At 56.8% G+C, this 16540-nt stretch carries 15 protein-coding genes; 12 read left to right on the top strand and 3 right to left on the bottom strand.

Annotated elements, in window-relative coordinates:
• Positions 1-138: 138 nt before the first annotated feature.
• Positions 139-1929 (top strand): ABC transporter ATP-binding protein, encoded by a 1791-nt coding sequence (locus IF205_RS17920; RefSeq protein WP_259780718.1) that lies wholly within the window; start codon positions 139-141, stop codon positions 1927-1929.
• Between the two features lie 20 nt (positions 1930-1949).
• Here the strand turns inward: IF205_RS17920 and IF205_RS17915 are convergent, their stop codons facing one another.
• Positions 1950-2570, bottom strand: a complete 621-nt coding sequence (locus IF205_RS17915; protein WP_259780717.1) for a prolyl hydroxylase family protein — start codon at positions 2568-2570, stop codon at positions 1950-1952.
• 228 nt (positions 2571-2798) lie between these two features.
• Here IF205_RS17915 and IF205_RS17910 point away from each other — a divergent pair, with 228 nt between their 5' ends.
• From IF205_RS17910 to IF205_RS17890, 5 genes are all read left to right on the top strand, one after another.
• Complete coding sequence (locus IF205_RS17910) at positions 2799-3188, top strand: COG4315 family predicted lipoprotein (protein ID WP_259780716.1); 390 nt, start codon at positions 2799-2801, stop codon at positions 3186-3188.
• A 93-nt stretch (positions 3189-3281) separates the two neighbouring features.
• The gene (locus IF205_RS17905) at positions 3282-3788 is read left to right on the top strand and encodes a sigma-70 family RNA polymerase sigma factor (protein WP_259780715.1); all 507 of its coding nucleotides are present in this window, start codon (positions 3282-3284) and stop codon (positions 3786-3788) included.
• Complete coding sequence (locus IF205_RS17900; RefSeq protein WP_259780714.1) at positions 3785-4579, top strand: anti-sigma factor family protein; 795 nt, start codon at positions 3785-3787, stop codon at positions 4577-4579. Before IF205_RS17905 ends, IF205_RS17900 begins: the two co-directional genes overlap by 4 nt.
• Before the next feature lie 118 nt (positions 4580-4697).
• Positions 4698-6551, top strand: a complete 1854-nt coding sequence (locus tag IF205_RS17895) for an ABC transporter ATP-binding protein (RefSeq protein ID WP_259780713.1) — start codon at positions 4698-4700, stop codon at positions 6549-6551.
• Positions 6552-6689: 138 nt separating this feature from the next.
• The gene (locus IF205_RS17890) at positions 6690-7010 is read left to right on the top strand and encodes a hypothetical protein (protein WP_259780712.1); all 321 of its coding nucleotides are present in this window, start codon (positions 6690-6692) and stop codon (positions 7008-7010) included.
• A gap of 13 nt (positions 7011-7023) precedes the next feature.
• On the opposite strand, the gene IF205_RS17885 is transcribed toward IF205_RS17890, so the two are convergent.
• Positions 7024-7929: a LysR substrate-binding domain-containing protein gene (locus tag IF205_RS17885; RefSeq protein ID WP_259780711.1), complete on the bottom strand. Its 906-nt coding sequence runs from the start codon at positions 7927-7929 to the stop codon at positions 7024-7026.
• 171 nt (positions 7930-8100) lie between these two features.
• Here IF205_RS17885 and argE point away from each other — a divergent pair, with 171 nt between their 5' ends.
• The 6 genes from argE (at position 8101) to IF205_RS17855 (ending at position 15918) form a co-directional block, all read left to right on the top strand.
• On the top strand, positions 8101-9252 hold the full coding sequence (argE, locus tag IF205_RS17880; RefSeq protein ID WP_259780710.1) for an acetylornithine deacetylase: 1152 nt from the start codon (positions 8101-8103) through the stop codon (positions 9250-9252).
• Positions 9253-9288: 36 nt separating this feature from the next.
• On the top strand, positions 9289-10884 hold the full coding sequence (locus IF205_RS17875) for an ABC transporter substrate-binding protein (protein WP_259780709.1): 1596 nt from the start codon (positions 9289-9291) through the stop codon (positions 10882-10884).
• A gap of 122 nt (positions 10885-11006) precedes the next feature.
• On the top strand, positions 11007-11990 hold the full coding sequence (locus IF205_RS17870) for an ABC transporter permease (protein WP_259780708.1): 984 nt from the start codon (positions 11007-11009) through the stop codon (positions 11988-11990).
• A gap of 14 nt (positions 11991-12004) precedes the next feature.
• Positions 12005-12946 (top strand): ABC transporter permease, encoded by a 942-nt coding sequence (locus tag IF205_RS17865; RefSeq protein ID WP_259780707.1) that lies wholly within the window; start codon positions 12005-12007, stop codon positions 12944-12946.
• A 15-nt stretch (positions 12947-12961) separates the two neighbouring features.
• Positions 12962-14716 (top strand): ABC transporter ATP-binding protein, encoded by a 1755-nt coding sequence (locus IF205_RS17860; RefSeq protein ID WP_259780706.1) that lies wholly within the window; start codon positions 12962-12964, stop codon positions 14714-14716.
• 17 nt (positions 14717-14733) lie between these two features.
• The gene (locus tag IF205_RS17855) at positions 14734-15918 is read left to right on the top strand and encodes a metal-dependent hydrolase family protein (RefSeq protein WP_259780705.1); all 1185 of its coding nucleotides are present in this window, start codon (positions 14734-14736) and stop codon (positions 15916-15918) included.
• 54 nt (positions 15919-15972) lie between these two features.
• Here IF205_RS17855 and IF205_RS17850 read toward each other — a convergent pair whose 3' ends face one another.
• Positions 15973-16515 (bottom strand): GNAT family N-acetyltransferase, encoded by a 543-nt coding sequence (locus IF205_RS17850; RefSeq protein WP_259780704.1) that lies wholly within the window; start codon positions 16513-16515, stop codon positions 15973-15975.
• Positions 16516-16540: the final 25 nt, after the last annotated feature.

The following is a 16540-nucleotide window of genomic DNA, read 5'->3' as shown; positions in this document are numbered from 1 at the left end:
TGTCCGGCAGCCGTTTCTTTTGGTGGAAAGGCAGGGCAGGTTGCCTTGGCAAGCTGCATCGGCTATTCAGCCATCTGTGATATGTCCTTGACCGTAGTTGCCCATCGCCGGGTAACCGGTCGATTTACCGGAGGCATAATGGGCCTGTTCCGACGCAAAAGTAAAAAAACGGAGGCGGATGTTCATCTGTCCAGCAAGTATCTTATTTCCCGTCTTATGTGGGAATATATCAGCCACTACCGGCGCTTGCTTTTTACCGGCATCCTCTTTTTGCTGCTATCTGCCCTGCTGACGGGTGGTCAGGCCTATCTGGTACAGCCAGCCATCGACAAGGCGCTTCTGGCGGGCGATGTAAACTATATTTACGGTGTTGCCGGTGTTTTCGTTGCGGTTTCGCTGGCGCTGGGCGTGGCGAAATACCTGCAGACCGTTGCGATGAACGATATGGGTATGCGCGTCATCTCCAAGCTTCAGTCGGATATGATGCGCCGGGTGCTAAACGCGGATATCTCCCATGTCATGCAGGATGGCAGCAGTAAGCTGGTCGCCCGTTTCATCAGTGACAGCTATAACGTGCGTGAGGCGGTGGTGAAGTCGATCACCGGCATGGCGCGTGATGCGGTTATGGTGATCGCACTGATCGGTGTCATGTTCTACATGAACTGGCAACTGACGCTCGGGGTCTTTTTGCTGTTCCCGATTTCCGTCCTGCCGGTTCAGGTGATCGGCCGCAAGCTGCGCAAGGTCAGCCGCGCCACGCAGGAGCGAACCGGCGATTTGACGGCTCTGCTGGATGACAAGATTCGCGGCGTTCGTCTGGTCAAATCCTATTGCGCGGAAGACTATGCCCAGGACAAGGCCGAAGGGCTTTTTGAATGGCTGCGGTCCTTGAACGTAAAGGCCGTCGAAGTCCGCTCACGGAATTATCCGATGATGGAAACCCTGGCGGGGCTGGCGGTCGGCGTGCTGATTGCCATCGGCAGTTTCCAGATCGCGGACGGAACCGCCACGCCGGGTGAAATCATGGCCTTTCTGGGCGCGATGATGAAGGCTTACCAGCCTGTCCGCAGCCTGGCCAACCTGAATGCCAGCCTGCAGCAGGGCCTGGCATCCGCACAACGCGTGTTCGAAACCATTGATGTGAAACCCAATGTGTTTGAGGCGCCTGACGCCAGGGAACTGGTGCTGGACAAGGGGGCAATCCGGTTCGATGACGTGTCCTTTGCCTATCGCGCGGATAAGCAGGTATTGAGCCATGTGACCATGGATGTGCCCGCAGGCGCGAAGGTGGCGCTGGTTGGCCCGTCCGGGGCGGGCAAGTCCACGGTATTCAATCTGTTACTGCGTTTGTACGATGCGACCGACGGCGTGATTTCTGTTGACGGTCAGGCGATCCGGGACCTGACCTTCAAATCCCTGCGCAGCCAGATTGCCCTGGTCAGCCAGGAAGCGGGAATTTTCAACGATACGGTTGCAGCGAATATTGCCTATGGCGACAACGAACCGGATATGGACCGTATTGTTGCGGCGGCCAGGGCGGCGGAGGCCGACGACTTTATTGCACAGTTGGAAGATGGCTATAATACCGTACTTGGTGAAATGGGAACCAAGCTTTCCGGCGGGCAGCGTCAGCGTTTGGCAATTGCACGCGCGATATACAAGGATGCGCCGATCCTGCTTTTGGACGAGGCGACGTCGGCTCTCGATTCCGAGACCGAGGCCCTGGTCCAAAAAGCGCTGCAGCGCCTGATGCAGGGGCGGACCGTCCTGATGATTGCGCACCGCTTGTCGACCATCATGGATGCGGACATCATTTACGTCATGGAAAACGGCCAGGTGGTCGAAGAGGGACGTCACGAGGAACTGGTCTCGCTGGATGGGCTGTATGCCAAACTGCATGCCCATCAGATCGAAGGCGTCCTGTCCTAGGGCGCCTTTGGGCGGACCTTCTATCGGAAGTTTGGCCCATGCACCCAGGTAACGAGACTGTAGCGCGACCCTTTTAGGACCGGTGAGACCCGATGCAGGACATAGGCGGGGAAGAAGACGGCCCCGCCTTGCGGGGCGGGGGCTGCTTCCTCAACGCCTGCGCCGTTCAGAATAAGGCTGCCGCCTTCGTAGGCGTCCGGGTTTGACAGTTGCACGACCATGGTCAGCTTGCGATGCTGGGCAGTGCCGCGGCTGCCGCGGTCCACATGCCAGTCATAAAAGCCTTCCTGTCCCTCGGGATAGCGCGTCAGTTGAATTTTTTCCGCAAAATCCGTCAGGACGAAATCGAAAACATCCCGGTTAACTTCGGCGACGGTTTTCATGATCCGCTCGAAAATCCATCCGCCCTGGTCCTCTTCGTCGATCCAGAATAGGTCACAGCGACGGATGTTGCTGTGCTTTTCACCGCCGACCAACTTCCCCCGTTCCATGGCAAGATTGTCGGCCAGCTCTGTGATACGCTGGCATTCCTCTTTTGAAAAAATGGCATCGCGCCACACCCACAGCGGATAACCCGCGGTGTTATCAAAGGCAGGGGACAGCAAAGCGTTGTCGCCAACGCCGTCAGTCAGACGACCCAAGGGACGAACCTCCACAAAGCCAAGCATAATTCGGTTGTTCAGATGTCAATGGGGCGGTTCTTGGAACACCGCCTGAATTTCTATTAGGCGTCAAAATTTCATTTGGCAAGCGAAATAGTCCGAGGTCGAATGGCCCATTTTTTTTGGAATTTTTCCCTGCCTCAACTGTTTATCTAACAGGAGCCGCTTTGAGGGCTCCTTGTTGGATACCAATACGGGGAGACTATCATGAAAAGGTTTGTAACGATTTGTGCCCTTGGTGCGATGCTTGCCACGGGAAGCAGCCTGTCGGCATTGGCCGGTGATGCGCCTGTCATGCGATCCGAAACCAGCTTGGGAACCGTCTGGGCGGACAAGCATGGCATGACCCTCTATACGTTCAAGAACGATGAAGATGGCAAGTCGAACTGCTATGACAAATGCGCCAAGGCCTGGCCGCCGCTTATGGCCGGATATGGTGCGATGGCGTCCGATGGTTTCAGTCTCGTCAATCGGCGTGATGGCGGAAAGCAGTGGGCCTATAAGGGCATGCCGTTGTATGGTTGGATAAAGGACAAGAAGCCCGGTGATGTTACCGGCCACGGTTTCAAGGATGTTTGGTCTGTTGCCAAACCTTGAAGGCAGGTGCGCTTGTGGGGGAGAGATGCTCTTCTCCTCCCACGGGCGATGCAAATCCAATGGACGTGATGCATATGCATGGGATGCAGATATATGGGTTTTAGCGACGATTTGCTGGCGCTGATACCCAATCTTCGCCGCTATGCGCTGGTTTTGGCGCGTGACAGCGAATTGGCAGATGAACTGGTACAGGTCTGCCTGGAGCGTGCGTGGTCCCGGCGGCATTTGTTCCGCCTCCGGCCCGGAGGCAGTTTGAAGGCCTGGGTTTTCACTATTTTGCAAAACAGTTTTATCAACGAAATGAAGCGGGGCTATCGGCGCTATGAACGCGGTGTCGAGATGCTGCCGGAAAGTCCGTCTCCGGACAATCAGCTTTCCCGGCTGGCCCTGAATGACGTGGCCATCGCGTTTGAAAAGCTGGGTGATGCGCATCGCATGGTTCTGTCGCTGATTGTTCTGGAAGGCTGCAGTTACGAAGAGGCGGCGAAAATTCTTGATGTTCCCAAAGGCACGGTCATGTCACGGCTGTCCCGGGCGCGGGAGGCCTTGCACAAGGTTGTCGAAAACCCGGATGAAAGACGTGTGCGGAGGGTGAAATGAACAAACATAATGCACCTGTTCGCGAAGAGGACTTGCAGGCCTGGGTGGACGGTTGTCTGGAAGATGACAAATGCCGCAATGTGGAAGCCTGGTTGCGGGAGCACCCGAAGGAGGCCGAACGGTGGCATAACTATCGGATACAGGCCGACGCCCTGCAAAAGGCCTATGCACCTGTTGCGGAGGAACCCGTTCCGGCCGCCTTGTCTGCTGTGCTGGACGACCGCAGAGCCCTTCGGTCCGTCTGGGCGGGAAAGGCCTTGCAGGTGGCCGCTGCGGTGCTGATCTTTGTGGTAGGGGCAGTTACAGGGGGCTATTGGCAGAATATCGAGGATAAAGGGGCTGCGCGGCAAGTGGCCTGGACGCAGCCTGCGCTGGCGGCCCACCGGACCTATGCGGTTGAGGTTCGTCATCCGGTGGAAGTGGGCGCGAATGAGCAGAGCCATTTACTTGCATGGCTCAGCAAGAGAATGCAGCGCCCGATGAAGGCGCCTGATCTGACCGCTCTGGGGTTCAAGCTGTTGGGGGGGCGTTTGCTTCCCGGTGATACGTTACCTTCTTGCCAGCTTATGTATGAAGATGGGGTCGGCCGTCGGGTTACATTGTATCTGACATCGGATGCAAACAATCAGGATACGGCGTTCCGTCTGGTAGAGCGGGATGGGTTGACAGCATTCTACTGGGTCGACAGGAAGCTTGGCTATGCCCTGGTTGGTCAGGTTGACCGGGCGGAAATGGAGCAGGCTGCACATTTGGTACATGATGCCTTTTCACAAAATGGCGTGTCGGGGTAAAATCTGTTCGACAAGCCCATGTTTCTGATGGCAGGTTGCTAGGGTAAAATACAAACCTCTTATGGTTGTATTCTTTCCCGCGTCTGCTCTCCACTTTCCTGTGAAATGAACCCTGGTCATGTTCCGCTTTTTTGAAAACCTGATAAATCCGTTCCCGGATAAGGGACTTTCGACGCCGCCCAGCGGCCTGTTCGCCTTTGTGATGCATTATTCGCGTCCGGCGCTGCCCTGGGTTCTGGTCATGGCGGTGCTGACGGCGGTGATCTCCATGATCGACCTTTTGTTGCTGGGGTATGTGGGGCATCTGGTGGACTGGCTGGGCAGTGCGGACCGGGAGACCTTTCTGGCTGACTATGGCTGGAAGCTGGGGGGTATGCTGCTGCTGGCGGCATTCCTGCCTGCGGTGGTCCTGTTGAACAGCCTTATGGCAAACCAGGTTCTGTTCGGAAACTATCCGGGTATGATGCTGCATTTGATGCACCGCTATATCCTGGGGCAGAGCATGGCCTTCTTTCAGGATGAGTTCGCGGGGCGTATCTCCCAGAAGGTGCTGCAGACCGCCAGGGCGACCCGTGAAACGGTCATGAAGCTGGCGGAGGTTTTTGTCTATGTATCGGTTTTCTTTTTTGGCGGTGTGATCCTCGTCGGCCGGATGGACGTCTGGCTGATTGCGCCGTTCTTGATCTGGTTCAGCCTCTACGTCGTGATCCTTATCTATTTCCTGCCAAAGCTGCGCGCCCTGTCCAAGGAAAACGCTGCGGCCCGTGCGATGCTGACCGGTCATGTTGTTGACAGCTATACAAACATCCAGACGATCAAGCTGTTTGCGCATACTGTGCGTGAAGAGGCCCACGCCCGCGATGTTCTGGAAAGCTTTATCGAGACAATGCGCCGTCAGATGCGCAGGATCACAGGGCTGACGGTCAGTCTGCATTGCTGCAATGCTCTGTTGTTGATCGCGATTGTGGTGGTGAGTGTCTATTCCTGGATGCAGGCGAGTATTTCGCTCGGCTCTATCGCGGTCGCGGCTGCACTGGCCCTGCGCGTGAAGGGGATGTCCAACTATGTTCTCTGGCAGTTGGCGAACCTGTTTGAAAATATCGGGACGGTTCAGGACGGCATCAACACGATCGCCAAGCCGGTGACGGTGATGGACAAACCGGGTGCAGGGGAGTTGACCGTTGACCAGGGCGGGATTCAATTTGACCATGTCCGGTTCCACTATGGCCGCGAGGCTGGTGTAATCGAGGATTTCTCGTTGACGATCCGACCGGGGGAGAAGATCGGCGTTGTTGGACGTTCCGGCGCAGGCAAGTCCACGCTGGTTAACCTGCTGTTGCGTTTTCACGATCTGGAATCCGGGCGGATTCTGATCGATGGGCAGGATATTGCCGATGTCAGCCAGGCATCGCTGCGCCGTTATATCGGTATGGTGACACAGGATACATCCCTGCTGCATCGGTCGATCCGGGACAATATCGGCTATGGCCGGCCGGAGGCGGAGGATAACGAGATCCTGCAAGCCGCCCAATGGGCGCAGGCGGATGATTTTATCCCGGACCTGAGTGATATCAAGGGACGCACCGGCTATGACGCGCATGTCGGCGAACGCGGTGTCAAGCTGTCCGGTGGCCAGCGACAGCGTATCGCGATTGCGCGTGTCCTGCTGAAAGACGCACCGATTCTGGTTCTGGATGAGGCAACTTCGGCACTGGATTCCGATGTGGAAAACGCAATCCAGGACCAGCTTGCCAAGCTGATGGAAGACAAGACGGTGATTGCCATTGCCCATCGCCTGTCGACCATTGCGATGCTCGACCGTCTGGTCGTGATTGACAAGGGCCGGGTGATTGAGACCGGCAGCCATGACGAATTGCTGCAGCAGAACGGTCTCTACGCCTCGCTCTGGCAGCGCCAGTCCGGTGGTTTCCTGGGCCTGGATACAGATACACGGGATGCAGCCGCGGACTGAGACCCTGAATGTGATTGACTGCTCTGGCTGGTCACCCGCCCCTGTGGGCCTATGTTAATCAGAGAGGGGCATCACTCCGGGAAGAGTGGCTGACTGTTTCGGAATGATTGGGTTATTGCCTGCAAAGAGGTGCCCGTCATGGAAAAAATCACGAAGGTCAAACATTGGTATCTGTCTACGGCAAACCTGAACCATATGCGTTGGTTGGGGAGTGTAATCGCGGCCTGTGGCCTGCTTTTGATCCTGGTCGCAACCTACACGCCGGGCTGGACGCAGGTGGGTTTGTATGGATGGCTCGCCAGTCTGGCGGGGCTGATCCTGTTCTGGGGCGGAACCTATGAGGCAATTGTGGAACGGAAAGCCAGCCCGGGCGACCATCTGATACTTTGGGTTGTCGGCCTGACGGTTGTGATCGGTGTGCCGCTGTTGCTGGTCGCCGTGCTGATTGCAGCCGGTTGACCGGAAAAACCGATCAGTCCTGAAAGGGCAGAGGGTTCTCCTGCAACTGCTCTTGTACCATTTGTGCGAAATCCCTCGCCATGGCGGACCGCATCTTGTTGGCGGGAAAGCAGATGGCGAAAGAAAAGGTGATCTTGGGGCGGAATGGCCGGATCACAACCCCTTCCTTCAGCCAGTTTCGGGCCGAGAATGGCTCGAAAATACCAATCCCCAGGCCTTCAGCCACCAGGGCATAGGTGGTGTAGGCGCGTTGCGTCGAAACCCAGCTTTTATAGTCGATCCCGGCATCGTTCAGTGTGTTGAATATCAGGTTCCAGTTCAGGGGGCCTTCCGGTGTGAGGCCGATGACTGTCTCACCATTGAGGTCCTGCGGGCCGATTACATCCTTCTTGGCGAGCCGGTGTCCTTCCGGTATGGCGCAGACGAAAGCGGCATCAACCAGCGGGTCCTGGACCACACCGGGCAGTTCTGCCGCGCGGTTGGTGATTGCCACATCCGTGGCATGTGCCTGCAACCGGTCGAAAATGGCAAAGGGCGCGCGGACTTCCAGGGTCACTTTCGCATCGGGATAGCTTTCGTGGAACCGTTTCAGAGCGCGCGGGATCAACGAGGTGGACAGCGCAGGCGCCGAATGAACCGACAGATGGCCGGTTTGCTCCTGGCGAATACGCTCCGCCACATGCTCTAGCTGGTCCAGGCCGGTGAAGGCGCGCTCGACTTCCTGATAGAATCGAAGGGCCTCTGCCGTCGGGTGCAAACGTCCACGGCGGCGTTCGAACAGGCGAAAGCCCAGATTGGCTTCCAGGTCGGAAATAAGGCGACTTACCGATGGTTGTGTAATCGACATGATGTTTGCCGCACCGGTAATCGTGCCCGTGGTCATGGTGGCGCGGAAGGCCTCAACTTGGCGAAGTCTCATATGTTTCCTAAGGGTTCATGCGAAAGTCGAAATTTGGAATAGTATAGTATTTATGTATGATTAGGCCAAAAAATGCAATTTGACATTATGGTGTGACCTTACTGTAATCATTCCTTCATGAAAGAAGCGGCGCCGACGTCGCCGGGAATTTTCTTGTTTGGGGAGTAGAGCGTGGTCGCTAACGCTATAGACATGATTGGGAAACTGGTGTCGTTCGACACGGTGTCCCGCCATTCCAATCTGGAATTGATTCACTATGTGCGGGACTATCTGGCCGAGTACGGTGTGGAAAGCACACTTGTCTTTAACGACGACAAGTCCAAGGCCAACCTTTATGCGACCGTCGGTCCGAAAGTCGAAGGCGGCGTGGTCCTGAGCGGCCATACGGACGTTGTGCCGGTTGATGGCCAGCCCTGGAGCACGGACCCTTTCACCGTCGTGGAAAAAGACGGCAAACTTTATGGCCGCGGCACCGCCGACATGAAGGCGTTTTCCGCCATTGGCCTGTCGCTTGTCCCTGAAATGCTGAAGAAGGGTCTTAAAAAGCCGATCCACTTCGCCTTGTCCTATGACGAGGAAGTGGGCTGTGTCGGCGCGCCGCGCATGATCCGTGAAATGGCGGACCATCTGCCGAAGCCGCGCGCGGTTGTCGTCGGTGAGCCGACCAATATGGAAATCGTCAACGCCCATAAAGGGGTGAACGGGTTCCAGACCACGGTTATCGGCCATGAGGCGCATTCCAGCCAGGTTCACCGCGGCGTCAGTGCTGTTATGACAGCGGCGAAACTCATCGAGTTCCTGCGCGGCATCATGGATGAATTCAAGGCTTCCGCCGATCCGGCGAACGGTTTCGAACCGCCTTACACGACAGTCCACGTGGGCGTGGTGAACGGTGGCACGGCGATGAATATCATCTCGCGCGAATGCACATTCGTCTGGGACGTGCGCAATCTGCCCTGGGACAATCCGAAAGACGTTCTGGCGAAATTCGAGGCCTATTGCGCAGAATTGCTGCCGGAAATGCAGGCGATCGCGCCGGAGTGCAGCATCACCACCGTTGCCACATCGGCTGCACCCGGGTTGAAGCCGGAAGAAAGCGGCGCAGCGGAAGAATTATGCCGGTTGCTGAGCGGTCAGAACTCGATCAGCGTCGTGCCCTATGGTACGGAAGCAGGTCAGTTCCAGGAAGTCGGCTTCTCGACCGTGGTCTGCGGGCCGGGCTCCATCGACCAGGCGCATCAGCCTGACGAATTCATCAAGATTTCCCAGGTCGAGGAAGGGGAAGCGTTCCTACGCAAATTGATCGACCATCTGGCGCAATAAGCGCATATGAACCTTTGAACAGGGGGCAGTTTAGTAATGAATATGCTGAAAAAATCGTTGATGGCGGCAGTGGCGCTTGGCGTTGCGGCGGCTGTTATGCCGGCACAGGCAGAAACGTTTAAATATTCCTTCCAGGGTGACGTCCAGTCGTTGGACCCGCACAGCCTGAACGAAACCTTCTCGCTGGGTTTCTGGGGGAACATTTATGAAGGTCTGACGGCCTATGATGAAAACCTGGGGCTGATTCCGGCCCTGGCGGAATCCTGGGAAAATCCGGAGCCCAACAAATGGATTTTCCATATCCGCAAGGGTGTGAAATTCCATGACGGCGGAGACCTGACGGCCGACGACGTGATCTTCTCCTGGCAGCGCGCCTTGAGCGAAGGCTCTGACATGAAAGTCCGGGCCGGCGCCATCAAGAAGATGACGAAGGTCGACGATTTCACTATCGAAGCCTGGACCGCAGACCCGATGCCGATCCTGATGCAGGAGATGACCACGCTCTACATCATGGACAAGGAATGGTCGGAAGCACACAACACGACCACGTCTGTGAATGCTAGCGGCGGCACGGAAAACAACTATGCCGGTCTGCATGCAAACGGTACGGGCCCGTTCAAGGTTGTTGAACGTCAGCCGGACGTGAAAACCACGCTGACCCGTTTCGACGGTTACTGGGCAGACATCAAGTCCAACGTCACCGACGTTGAATTCACCCCGATCAAACAGGCGGCAACCCGTGTTGCGGCATTGATCTCCGGTGAAATGGACCTGATCTACCCGGTGCCGGTCCAGGACTGGAAACGCCTGGACGAAGCTGACGGCGTCAAGCCGCTGACCGGTCCGGAAGCCCGCACTATCTTCCTCGGCATGGACCAGAGCCGCGATGAGCTGCTTTATTCCAATGTCAAAGGCAAGAACCCGTTCAAGGACAAGCGCGTTCGTGAAGCCTTTGCTCATGCAATTAACCTGAGCGCGATCAAGAAAAAGATCATGCGTGGGGCGGCAACCCCGGCGGGCCTGTTGGTTGCACCGCAGATCAATGGCTTCAACAAGGCGCTGAACAAGCCTTATGAATATAACCCGAAAAAATCCATCGCCCTGCTGCAGGAAGCCGGTTATCCGAACGGCTTTGAAGTTAGCATGGACTGCCCGAACAACCGCTATGTGAACGACGAGAAAATCTGTCAGGCGGTCGCCAGCATGCTGGCCAAGGTCGGTGTGAAGATTAATGTGAACGCACAGCCGAAATCCAAGTATTTCGCCAAGGTTCTGGCAACCAACGATTTCGACACCAGCTTCTACCTGCTGGGTTGGACGCCGAGCTCCATCGATGCGCATAACGCTTATCAGAACCTGATGCACTGCCAGGATCGCGAAAACCAGTTGGGCCTGTTCAACCTGGGTAACTTCTGCAACAAGCGTGTTGACGAGCTGACCGCACAGATCGGTACGGAAACCGACCCGGCCAAGCGTCAGGCGCTGTTCGATGAAGGCTTCAAGATCGTCAAGGATGAAGTCGGCTACCTGCCGATCCATCAGCAGCCGCTCTCCTGGGGCGTGCGTGACGGCGTCAGTGTTGCCCAGCGTGCAGACAATGTCCTCGACATTCGCAACGTGGTAATGCCGTAACTGGAAATAAGCTGCGGCCCGGGGCTCACCAGAGCACCCGGGCCGTTTTCTTTTCCAGAATAAATTCTACCAAGAGTTTATTCGTTTGTTTTTTGTATCGGACGGTCTGTGGGGGCCCAGTCATGATTTCCTTCATATTCAAGCGGCTGTTGCAAAGCATTATGGTCATGCTGACCGTGGCATTGATCGCTTTCAGTCTGTTCAACTATGTCGGTGACCCGATCAACAATATGGTCGGTCAGGACACGACACTTGCGGAACGCGAGCAATTGCGTGAGAACCTCGGATTGAACGACCCCTTTGTGGTTCAGTTCGGCCGGTTCATCGCCAAGGCTGCGACGGGTGACTTCGGTCTTTCCTATCGCCAGAAGCAACCGGTCAGCGACCTGATCGCGGAACGGATGCCGGCGACCCTGGAATTGTCGTTTGTGTCCGCCTTTCTGGCACTGGCAATCGGTATCCCCATGGGGGTTTATACCGCGTTGAACAGAAACAGCGCCCTATCCAAATTATTCATGACGTTGTCCCTGGTCGGGGTGTCGTTGCCGACCTTCCTGATCGGTATCCTGCTGATCCTGCTCTTTGGTGTGGTCTGGCAGGTGCTGCCCACATTCGGACGCGGGGAGGTGGTAAGCCTCGGCTGGTGGACCACCGGCTTCCTGACCGTATCCGGCTGGAAGGCCCTGATCATGCCGGCCTTCACGCTGGCGCTGTTCCAGATGACGTTGATCATGCGCCTTGTACGGGCCGAGATGCTGGAAGTGCTGCGGACGGACTTTATCAAGTTCGCCAAGGCGCGTGGCCTGCCGACCCGGTCCATCCATTTCCGCCATGCGTTGAAAAACACCATGGTGCCGGTGATCACCATTACCGGTCTGCAACTGGGGTCGATTATCGCCTTTGCGATTATCACCGAAAGTGTATTCCAGTGGCCGGGCATGGGCCTGTTGTTCATTCAGGCGATCAGTGAGGTCGATATCCCCGTGATGGCGGCCTATCTGGTCATGATTGCGTTGTTCTTCGTGGTGATCAACCTCACCGTGGACATTCTGTATTTCCTCGTCGACCCGCGCCTTCGCGCCGACAAGGCGACGGCCAACGGTTGAACGGAGGGGAAACAATGGCAAATAACAATCGTACCGGAATGGGTGAGACACTGCGACGCGCTTTTGACAGCGACCTGTGGTACAGCTTTTCCCATTCGCCCATCGTTATCCTGTCCGCAGTGGTGACGCTGGTTATTATTTTCGCGGCCACATTCGCCCCCTGGGTAGCGCCGCATAACCCCTTCGATCTGGCCAGCATCGACATCATGGATGCCAGCCTGCCGCCCTTCTGGGACGAATTCGAAGGCGATGCCCGCTTCCTGCTGGGAACGGACGACCAGGGCCGCGATATCCTGTCGACCATTCTTTATGGTGCCCGGATTTCCCTGATCGTCGGGTTCGCCTCTGTGGCTTTCTCCGTCGTGTTGGGTGTGGCGCTTGGCCTTATCAGTGGCTATGTCGGTGGTCGCACTGACGTCCTGATCATGCGTATTGCCGACGTGCAGCTTTCCTTCCCGGCCATTTTGATCGCTTTGCTGGTCGATGGTGTCGCGAGGGGGATTTTGCCGCGTGAGATGCATGACGAGGTCGCGATCTACGTTCTGGTCTTTGCAATCGGCATTTCTGGCTGGGTGCAATATGCGCGTACGGTGCGTGGCTCCACTATGGTGGAAAAGGGCAAGGAATACGTGCAGGCGGCTCGCGTGATCGGGATTCGCCCGGCAACCATTCTGGTTCGTCATATCCTGCCGAACGTTACCGGGCCGGTTCTGGTGATCGGCACCATTCATCTGGCGATTGCAATCATTACCGAGGCAACGCTCAGCTTCCTCGGGGTCGGCGTTCCGCCGACCACACCGTCGCTGGGCACGTTGATCCGTATCGGTAACGATTATCTTTTCTCCGGGGAATGGTGGATCACGATCTTCCCGGGGATCGCCCTGATCCTGTTGGTTCTGTCGGTTAACCTGCTGGGTGACTGGCTGCGCGATGCGCTGAACCCGAAACTGCGCTAAGGGGGGATTAAGAAAATGTCTCTGTTGGAAGTTAAAGACCTGCGCATCGAGTTTCCCAGCCGCCGTGGTGTTATGGTGGCTGTGGAAGGCGTATCGCTCACCGTGAACCCGGGTGAAGTCCTCGGTGTCGTGGGCGAATCCGGTGCTGGTAAATCGACCATTGGCAATGCAGTGATCGGCCTGCTCGAACGACCCGGCCGCATGGCCGCTGGTGAGGTCTATCTGGAAGGTAAACGAATTGATAATCTGTCGGAGGCGGACAAGCGCAAATTGCGTGGCCGCCGCATCGGCATGATCTTCCAGGACCCGCTGACGTCGCTCAACCCGCTGCAGACCATCGAACAGCAGTTGGTGGAGACCATAGACCTGCATCTGAAGCTGGGCGAGGCGGAATCCAGGAAACGGGCGGTGGATATGCTGCGTCAGGTGGGGATTCCCGATCCGGAAAGCCGCGTGAAACAGTATCCCCATCAGTTCTCCGGCGGTATGCGCCAGCGCGTGGTGATCGCGCTCGCCCTTTGTGCGGAGCCGGAGGTGATCATCGCCGACGAGCCGACAACAGCCCTTGATGTCAGTATCCAGGCGCAGATCCTGGATCTGATCAAGAAACTGTGCCGGGAAAAGAATGTAGGCATGTTGATCATCACCCACGATATGGGTGTGATTGCCGATGTGACGGACCGGGTTGCGGTCATGTATCGCGGCAATCTGGTGGAAGAGGGAACAACCCAGAAAATCCTGGGCGATCCGGACCACCCCTATACCAAGAGCCTGATCAGCGCCGTGCCGCGTCCGGACGTGCGCTTGGATCGTTTCCCGCTGGTGGAATATATCGAGGCGGCGGAAGAGCCGAAAAAACAGCTCGATATTTCAACCCACTGGCTGGGCCAGGCACGCGATTTCGGTGCCGACCACGATGGTGCGCTGCTAGAGATCAACGACCTCCAGATGAAATTCATCGCCAAGGATGCGCTGTTCAGGAAGAACAGAAAGTATTTCAATGCGGTGAAAGGCGTCAGCTTTGACATCAAGCCGGGCGAGGTTTTTGGGCTGGTGGGCGAAAGCGGCAGTGGGAAATCCACCGTGGCGCGGATGATTTCGGGCCTCTACAGACCGGCAGGCGGTACGATTACCTTTGCTGGCAAGGAGCTGACCGGAATCAGGTCCGAAAAGGAAATGGACGGGTTCCGCCGTCAGATGCAGATGATTTTCCAGGACCCGTATTCCTCGCTTAACGCGCGGATGAAGGTGATGGACATTGTCGCCGAACCGATCCGCTTCCACGGGTTGACCAGTTCCCGCAAGGAAACCGAACAGATCGTTCGCGATTTGCTGGACCATGTGGGGCTGGGTGAGAAGGCCGCGCTGAAATATCCGCATGAATTCTCCGGCGGCCAGCGTCAGCGTATTTCCATTGCCCGTGCCTTGGCGACCCGTCCGCGGTTCCTGATCTGTGACGAACCGACATCGGCGCTCGATGTTTCCATCCAGGCACAAATCCTGAACCTGCTGAAGGACTTGCAGGAAGAGCTCGGCCTGACGATGCTGTTTATCAGCCATGACCTGCCGGTAATCCGCCAGATGTGTGACCGCGTCGGTGTGATGAAAGGCGGGGAATTGTGTGAGGTTGGTGAAACTGAACAGCTCTTTGAGAATCCACAGCATGACTATACCAGGCATTTGTTGAGCCTGATGCCGAAGCTGAACACCCTGACACCAATGTCCGACAGTGTGGAACAGCAGGCAGGCGACACAGTTCTGGTGCATTGAACGGGGAAGGATAGACGATGACGATTCTGTTTAAAGGTGGCCTGGTCTTCGACGGTAAGGGCGAGACCTATGAAGGCTATGGCGTTCTGGTGGAAGGTGACCGTATCAAGCGCGTTGCCCCCATGGCAGAATTTGAAGGCTATGCCGGGGAAGTGGTGGATACCACCGGCGGCACGCTGATGCCCGGCCTGACGGACTGCCATGTGCATCTCTGCATGGCGGGAACCGCAGACCCGAAAGCCGCCATGGACAAGCTTTCTGATGCTGCGATTACCGTGCTTGCGCTGAAACATGCGCAGGATACCCTGCGCGCGGGCATCACGTCCATCCGCGACTGCGGTGGCAAGGACTATCTGGAATTCGCGGTTCGTGATGCGATCAAGAAAGGCGAGTTCCAGGGGCCGACCATCATGGCCTCGGGCCGGATGATCTGCATGACCGGTGGTCACGGCAACCGTTGGGGCCGGATCGCTGACGGCTGCGATGAGGTGATCAAGGCCGTTCGTGAACAGGTCCACGCCGGATCAGACATGATCAAAATCATGGCGACAGGCGGTGTCATGACCCCGGGTGTCGACCCGGAAGACGCGCATTACACTGCAGAAGAAATGCGGGCCGGTGTGCAGGAAGCACGTCGTTTCCGCAAAACGACCGCCAGCCACGCCCAGGGCGGGGAAGGCATCCTGAACGCAGTGCGCGCAGGCATCCATTCCATTGAGCATGGTATTTTCATGGATGATACCTGCCTGGAAGAGATGCTGGCTGGCGGGACCTATCTGGTGCCGACGATCGCAGCCCTGCGCAACATTGTCGATGGCGCATCCAAGGGCGGTATCCCGCCCTATGTGGTGGAAAAGGCCAATCGCGTGGCGGAACGTCACCAGGAATCCTTCAAGACCTTCTATAAGGCCGGCGGCAAGATCGCCATGGGGACGGATGCAGGCACGCCCTTCAACCGGCATGGCGACAATCCGCAGGAATTGTCCCTGATGGTGGATTATGGCATGGCGCCCAAGGATGCGCTGGTCTGCGGCACCTTCAACGGGGCTGACCTGATGGGCCTCGAAGACCAGGGCTATGTCGGTGAAGGCGCTATGGCAGACCTGCTGGTGGTCAATGGCAACCCGGTTGAGGATATCAATATGGCAGCCGATACGGCAAACCATCGCCAAGTGTTTAAGTGGGGGGAAGCTGTTCGCTAAGCGGACGGCTTGCCTTAAAGCGGTAAGGGCGGCTTCGGCCGCCCTTTTTGCTTGTCAGGGGCGTGGATCGCTGGCCAGCAGGCCGTAGATCAGCGTGTCGCTGTAGGTGCCTTCGATGCAATAATTCAGCCGTAAATGGCCCTCGCGCTGAAAGCCCAGCTTTTCCAGCAGGCCGGAAGAGGCGGCATTATCCGGGTGAAGCTGGGCCTCGATCCGGTGCAGGTCGAGTTTACCGAAACCAAAATCAACAACTGCCTTTGCCGCTTCGTAGGACAGGCCTTTGCCCTGGTGTTGTTTCGCCACCAGATAACCCAGTTCCATCATGTCATCATGCCAGCCGAACAGGTCGACCGTTCCGGCAAGACTTCCCTCATAGTCAATGCTCCACAAGCAGCAGAGGTCGACATTTCTCTCGAGATTATTGGTAACGTAAGTGCGGGTTTCCTCCAGAGACGTGGTGGGCGGGCGGCTCCAGTATTTCATGAGTTCCGGGTCGCTGAAGGACGCGTGCAAGACATCTGCGTCCGCCTTGACCCGCGGGCGCAAGGTCAGGCGTTCGGTTTTTATGATCAGGTCGTCGGGTTTTTGCAGCCCCATGTTATCCCCCTTATTTCTACTATGG

Origin of the sequence: Aestuariispira ectoiniformans (genome assembly GCF_025136295.1) — a bacterium.
Taxonomy (GTDB): Bacteria; Pseudomonadota; Alphaproteobacteria; order UBA8366; family Aestuariispiraceae; genus Aestuariispira_A; species Aestuariispira_A ectoiniformans.
The sequence above is the reverse complement of the archived record's forward strand: the minus strand, read 5'-3'. Positions and strand labels throughout refer to the sequence as shown.

What these genes read in the sequence shown, in the direction of transcription:
- IF205_RS17890 (WP_259780712.1), top strand. Translation starts at nt 6,690, where the DNA reads ATGGAAAAAATCACGAAGGTCAAACATTGGTATCTGTCTACGGCAAAC.
- IF205_RS17850 (WP_259780704.1), bottom strand. Translation starts at nt 16,515, where the DNA reads ATGGGGCTGCAAAAACCCGACGACCTGATCATAAAAACCGAACGCCTG.
- IF205_RS17895 (WP_259780713.1), top strand. Translation starts at nt 4,698, where the DNA reads ATGTTCCGCTTTTTTGAAAACCTGATAAATCCGTTCCCGGATAAGGGA.
- IF205_RS17870 (WP_259780708.1), top strand. Translation starts at nt 11,007, where the DNA reads ATGATTTCCTTCATATTCAAGCGGCTGTTGCAAAGCATTATGGTCATG.
- IF205_RS17910 (WP_259780716.1), top strand. Translation starts at nt 2,799, where the DNA reads ATGAAAAGGTTTGTAACGATTTGTGCCCTTGGTGCGATGCTTGCCACG.
- IF205_RS17865 (WP_259780707.1), top strand. Translation starts at nt 12,005, where the DNA reads ATGGCAAATAACAATCGTACCGGAATGGGTGAGACACTGCGACGCGCT.
- IF205_RS17920 (WP_259780718.1), top strand. Translation starts at nt 139, where the DNA reads ATGGGCCTGTTCCGACGCAAAAGTAAAAAAACGGAGGCGGATGTTCAT.
- IF205_RS17885 (WP_259780711.1), bottom strand. Translation starts at nt 7,929, where the DNA reads ATGAGACTTCGCCAAGTTGAGGCCTTCCGCGCCACCATGACCACGGGC.
- IF205_RS17855 (WP_259780705.1), top strand. Translation starts at nt 14,734, where the DNA reads ATGACGATTCTGTTTAAAGGTGGCCTGGTCTTCGACGGTAAGGGCGAG.
- IF205_RS17905 (WP_259780715.1), top strand. Translation starts at nt 3,282, where the DNA reads ATGGGTTTTAGCGACGATTTGCTGGCGCTGATACCCAATCTTCGCCGC.
- IF205_RS17860 (WP_259780706.1), top strand. Translation starts at nt 12,962, where the DNA reads ATGTCTCTGTTGGAAGTTAAAGACCTGCGCATCGAGTTTCCCAGCCGC.
- IF205_RS17875 (WP_259780709.1), top strand. Translation starts at nt 9,289, where the DNA reads ATGAATATGCTGAAAAAATCGTTGATGGCGGCAGTGGCGCTTGGCGTT.
- IF205_RS17900 (WP_259780714.1), top strand. Translation starts at nt 3,785, where the DNA reads ATGAACAAACATAATGCACCTGTTCGCGAAGAGGACTTGCAGGCCTGG.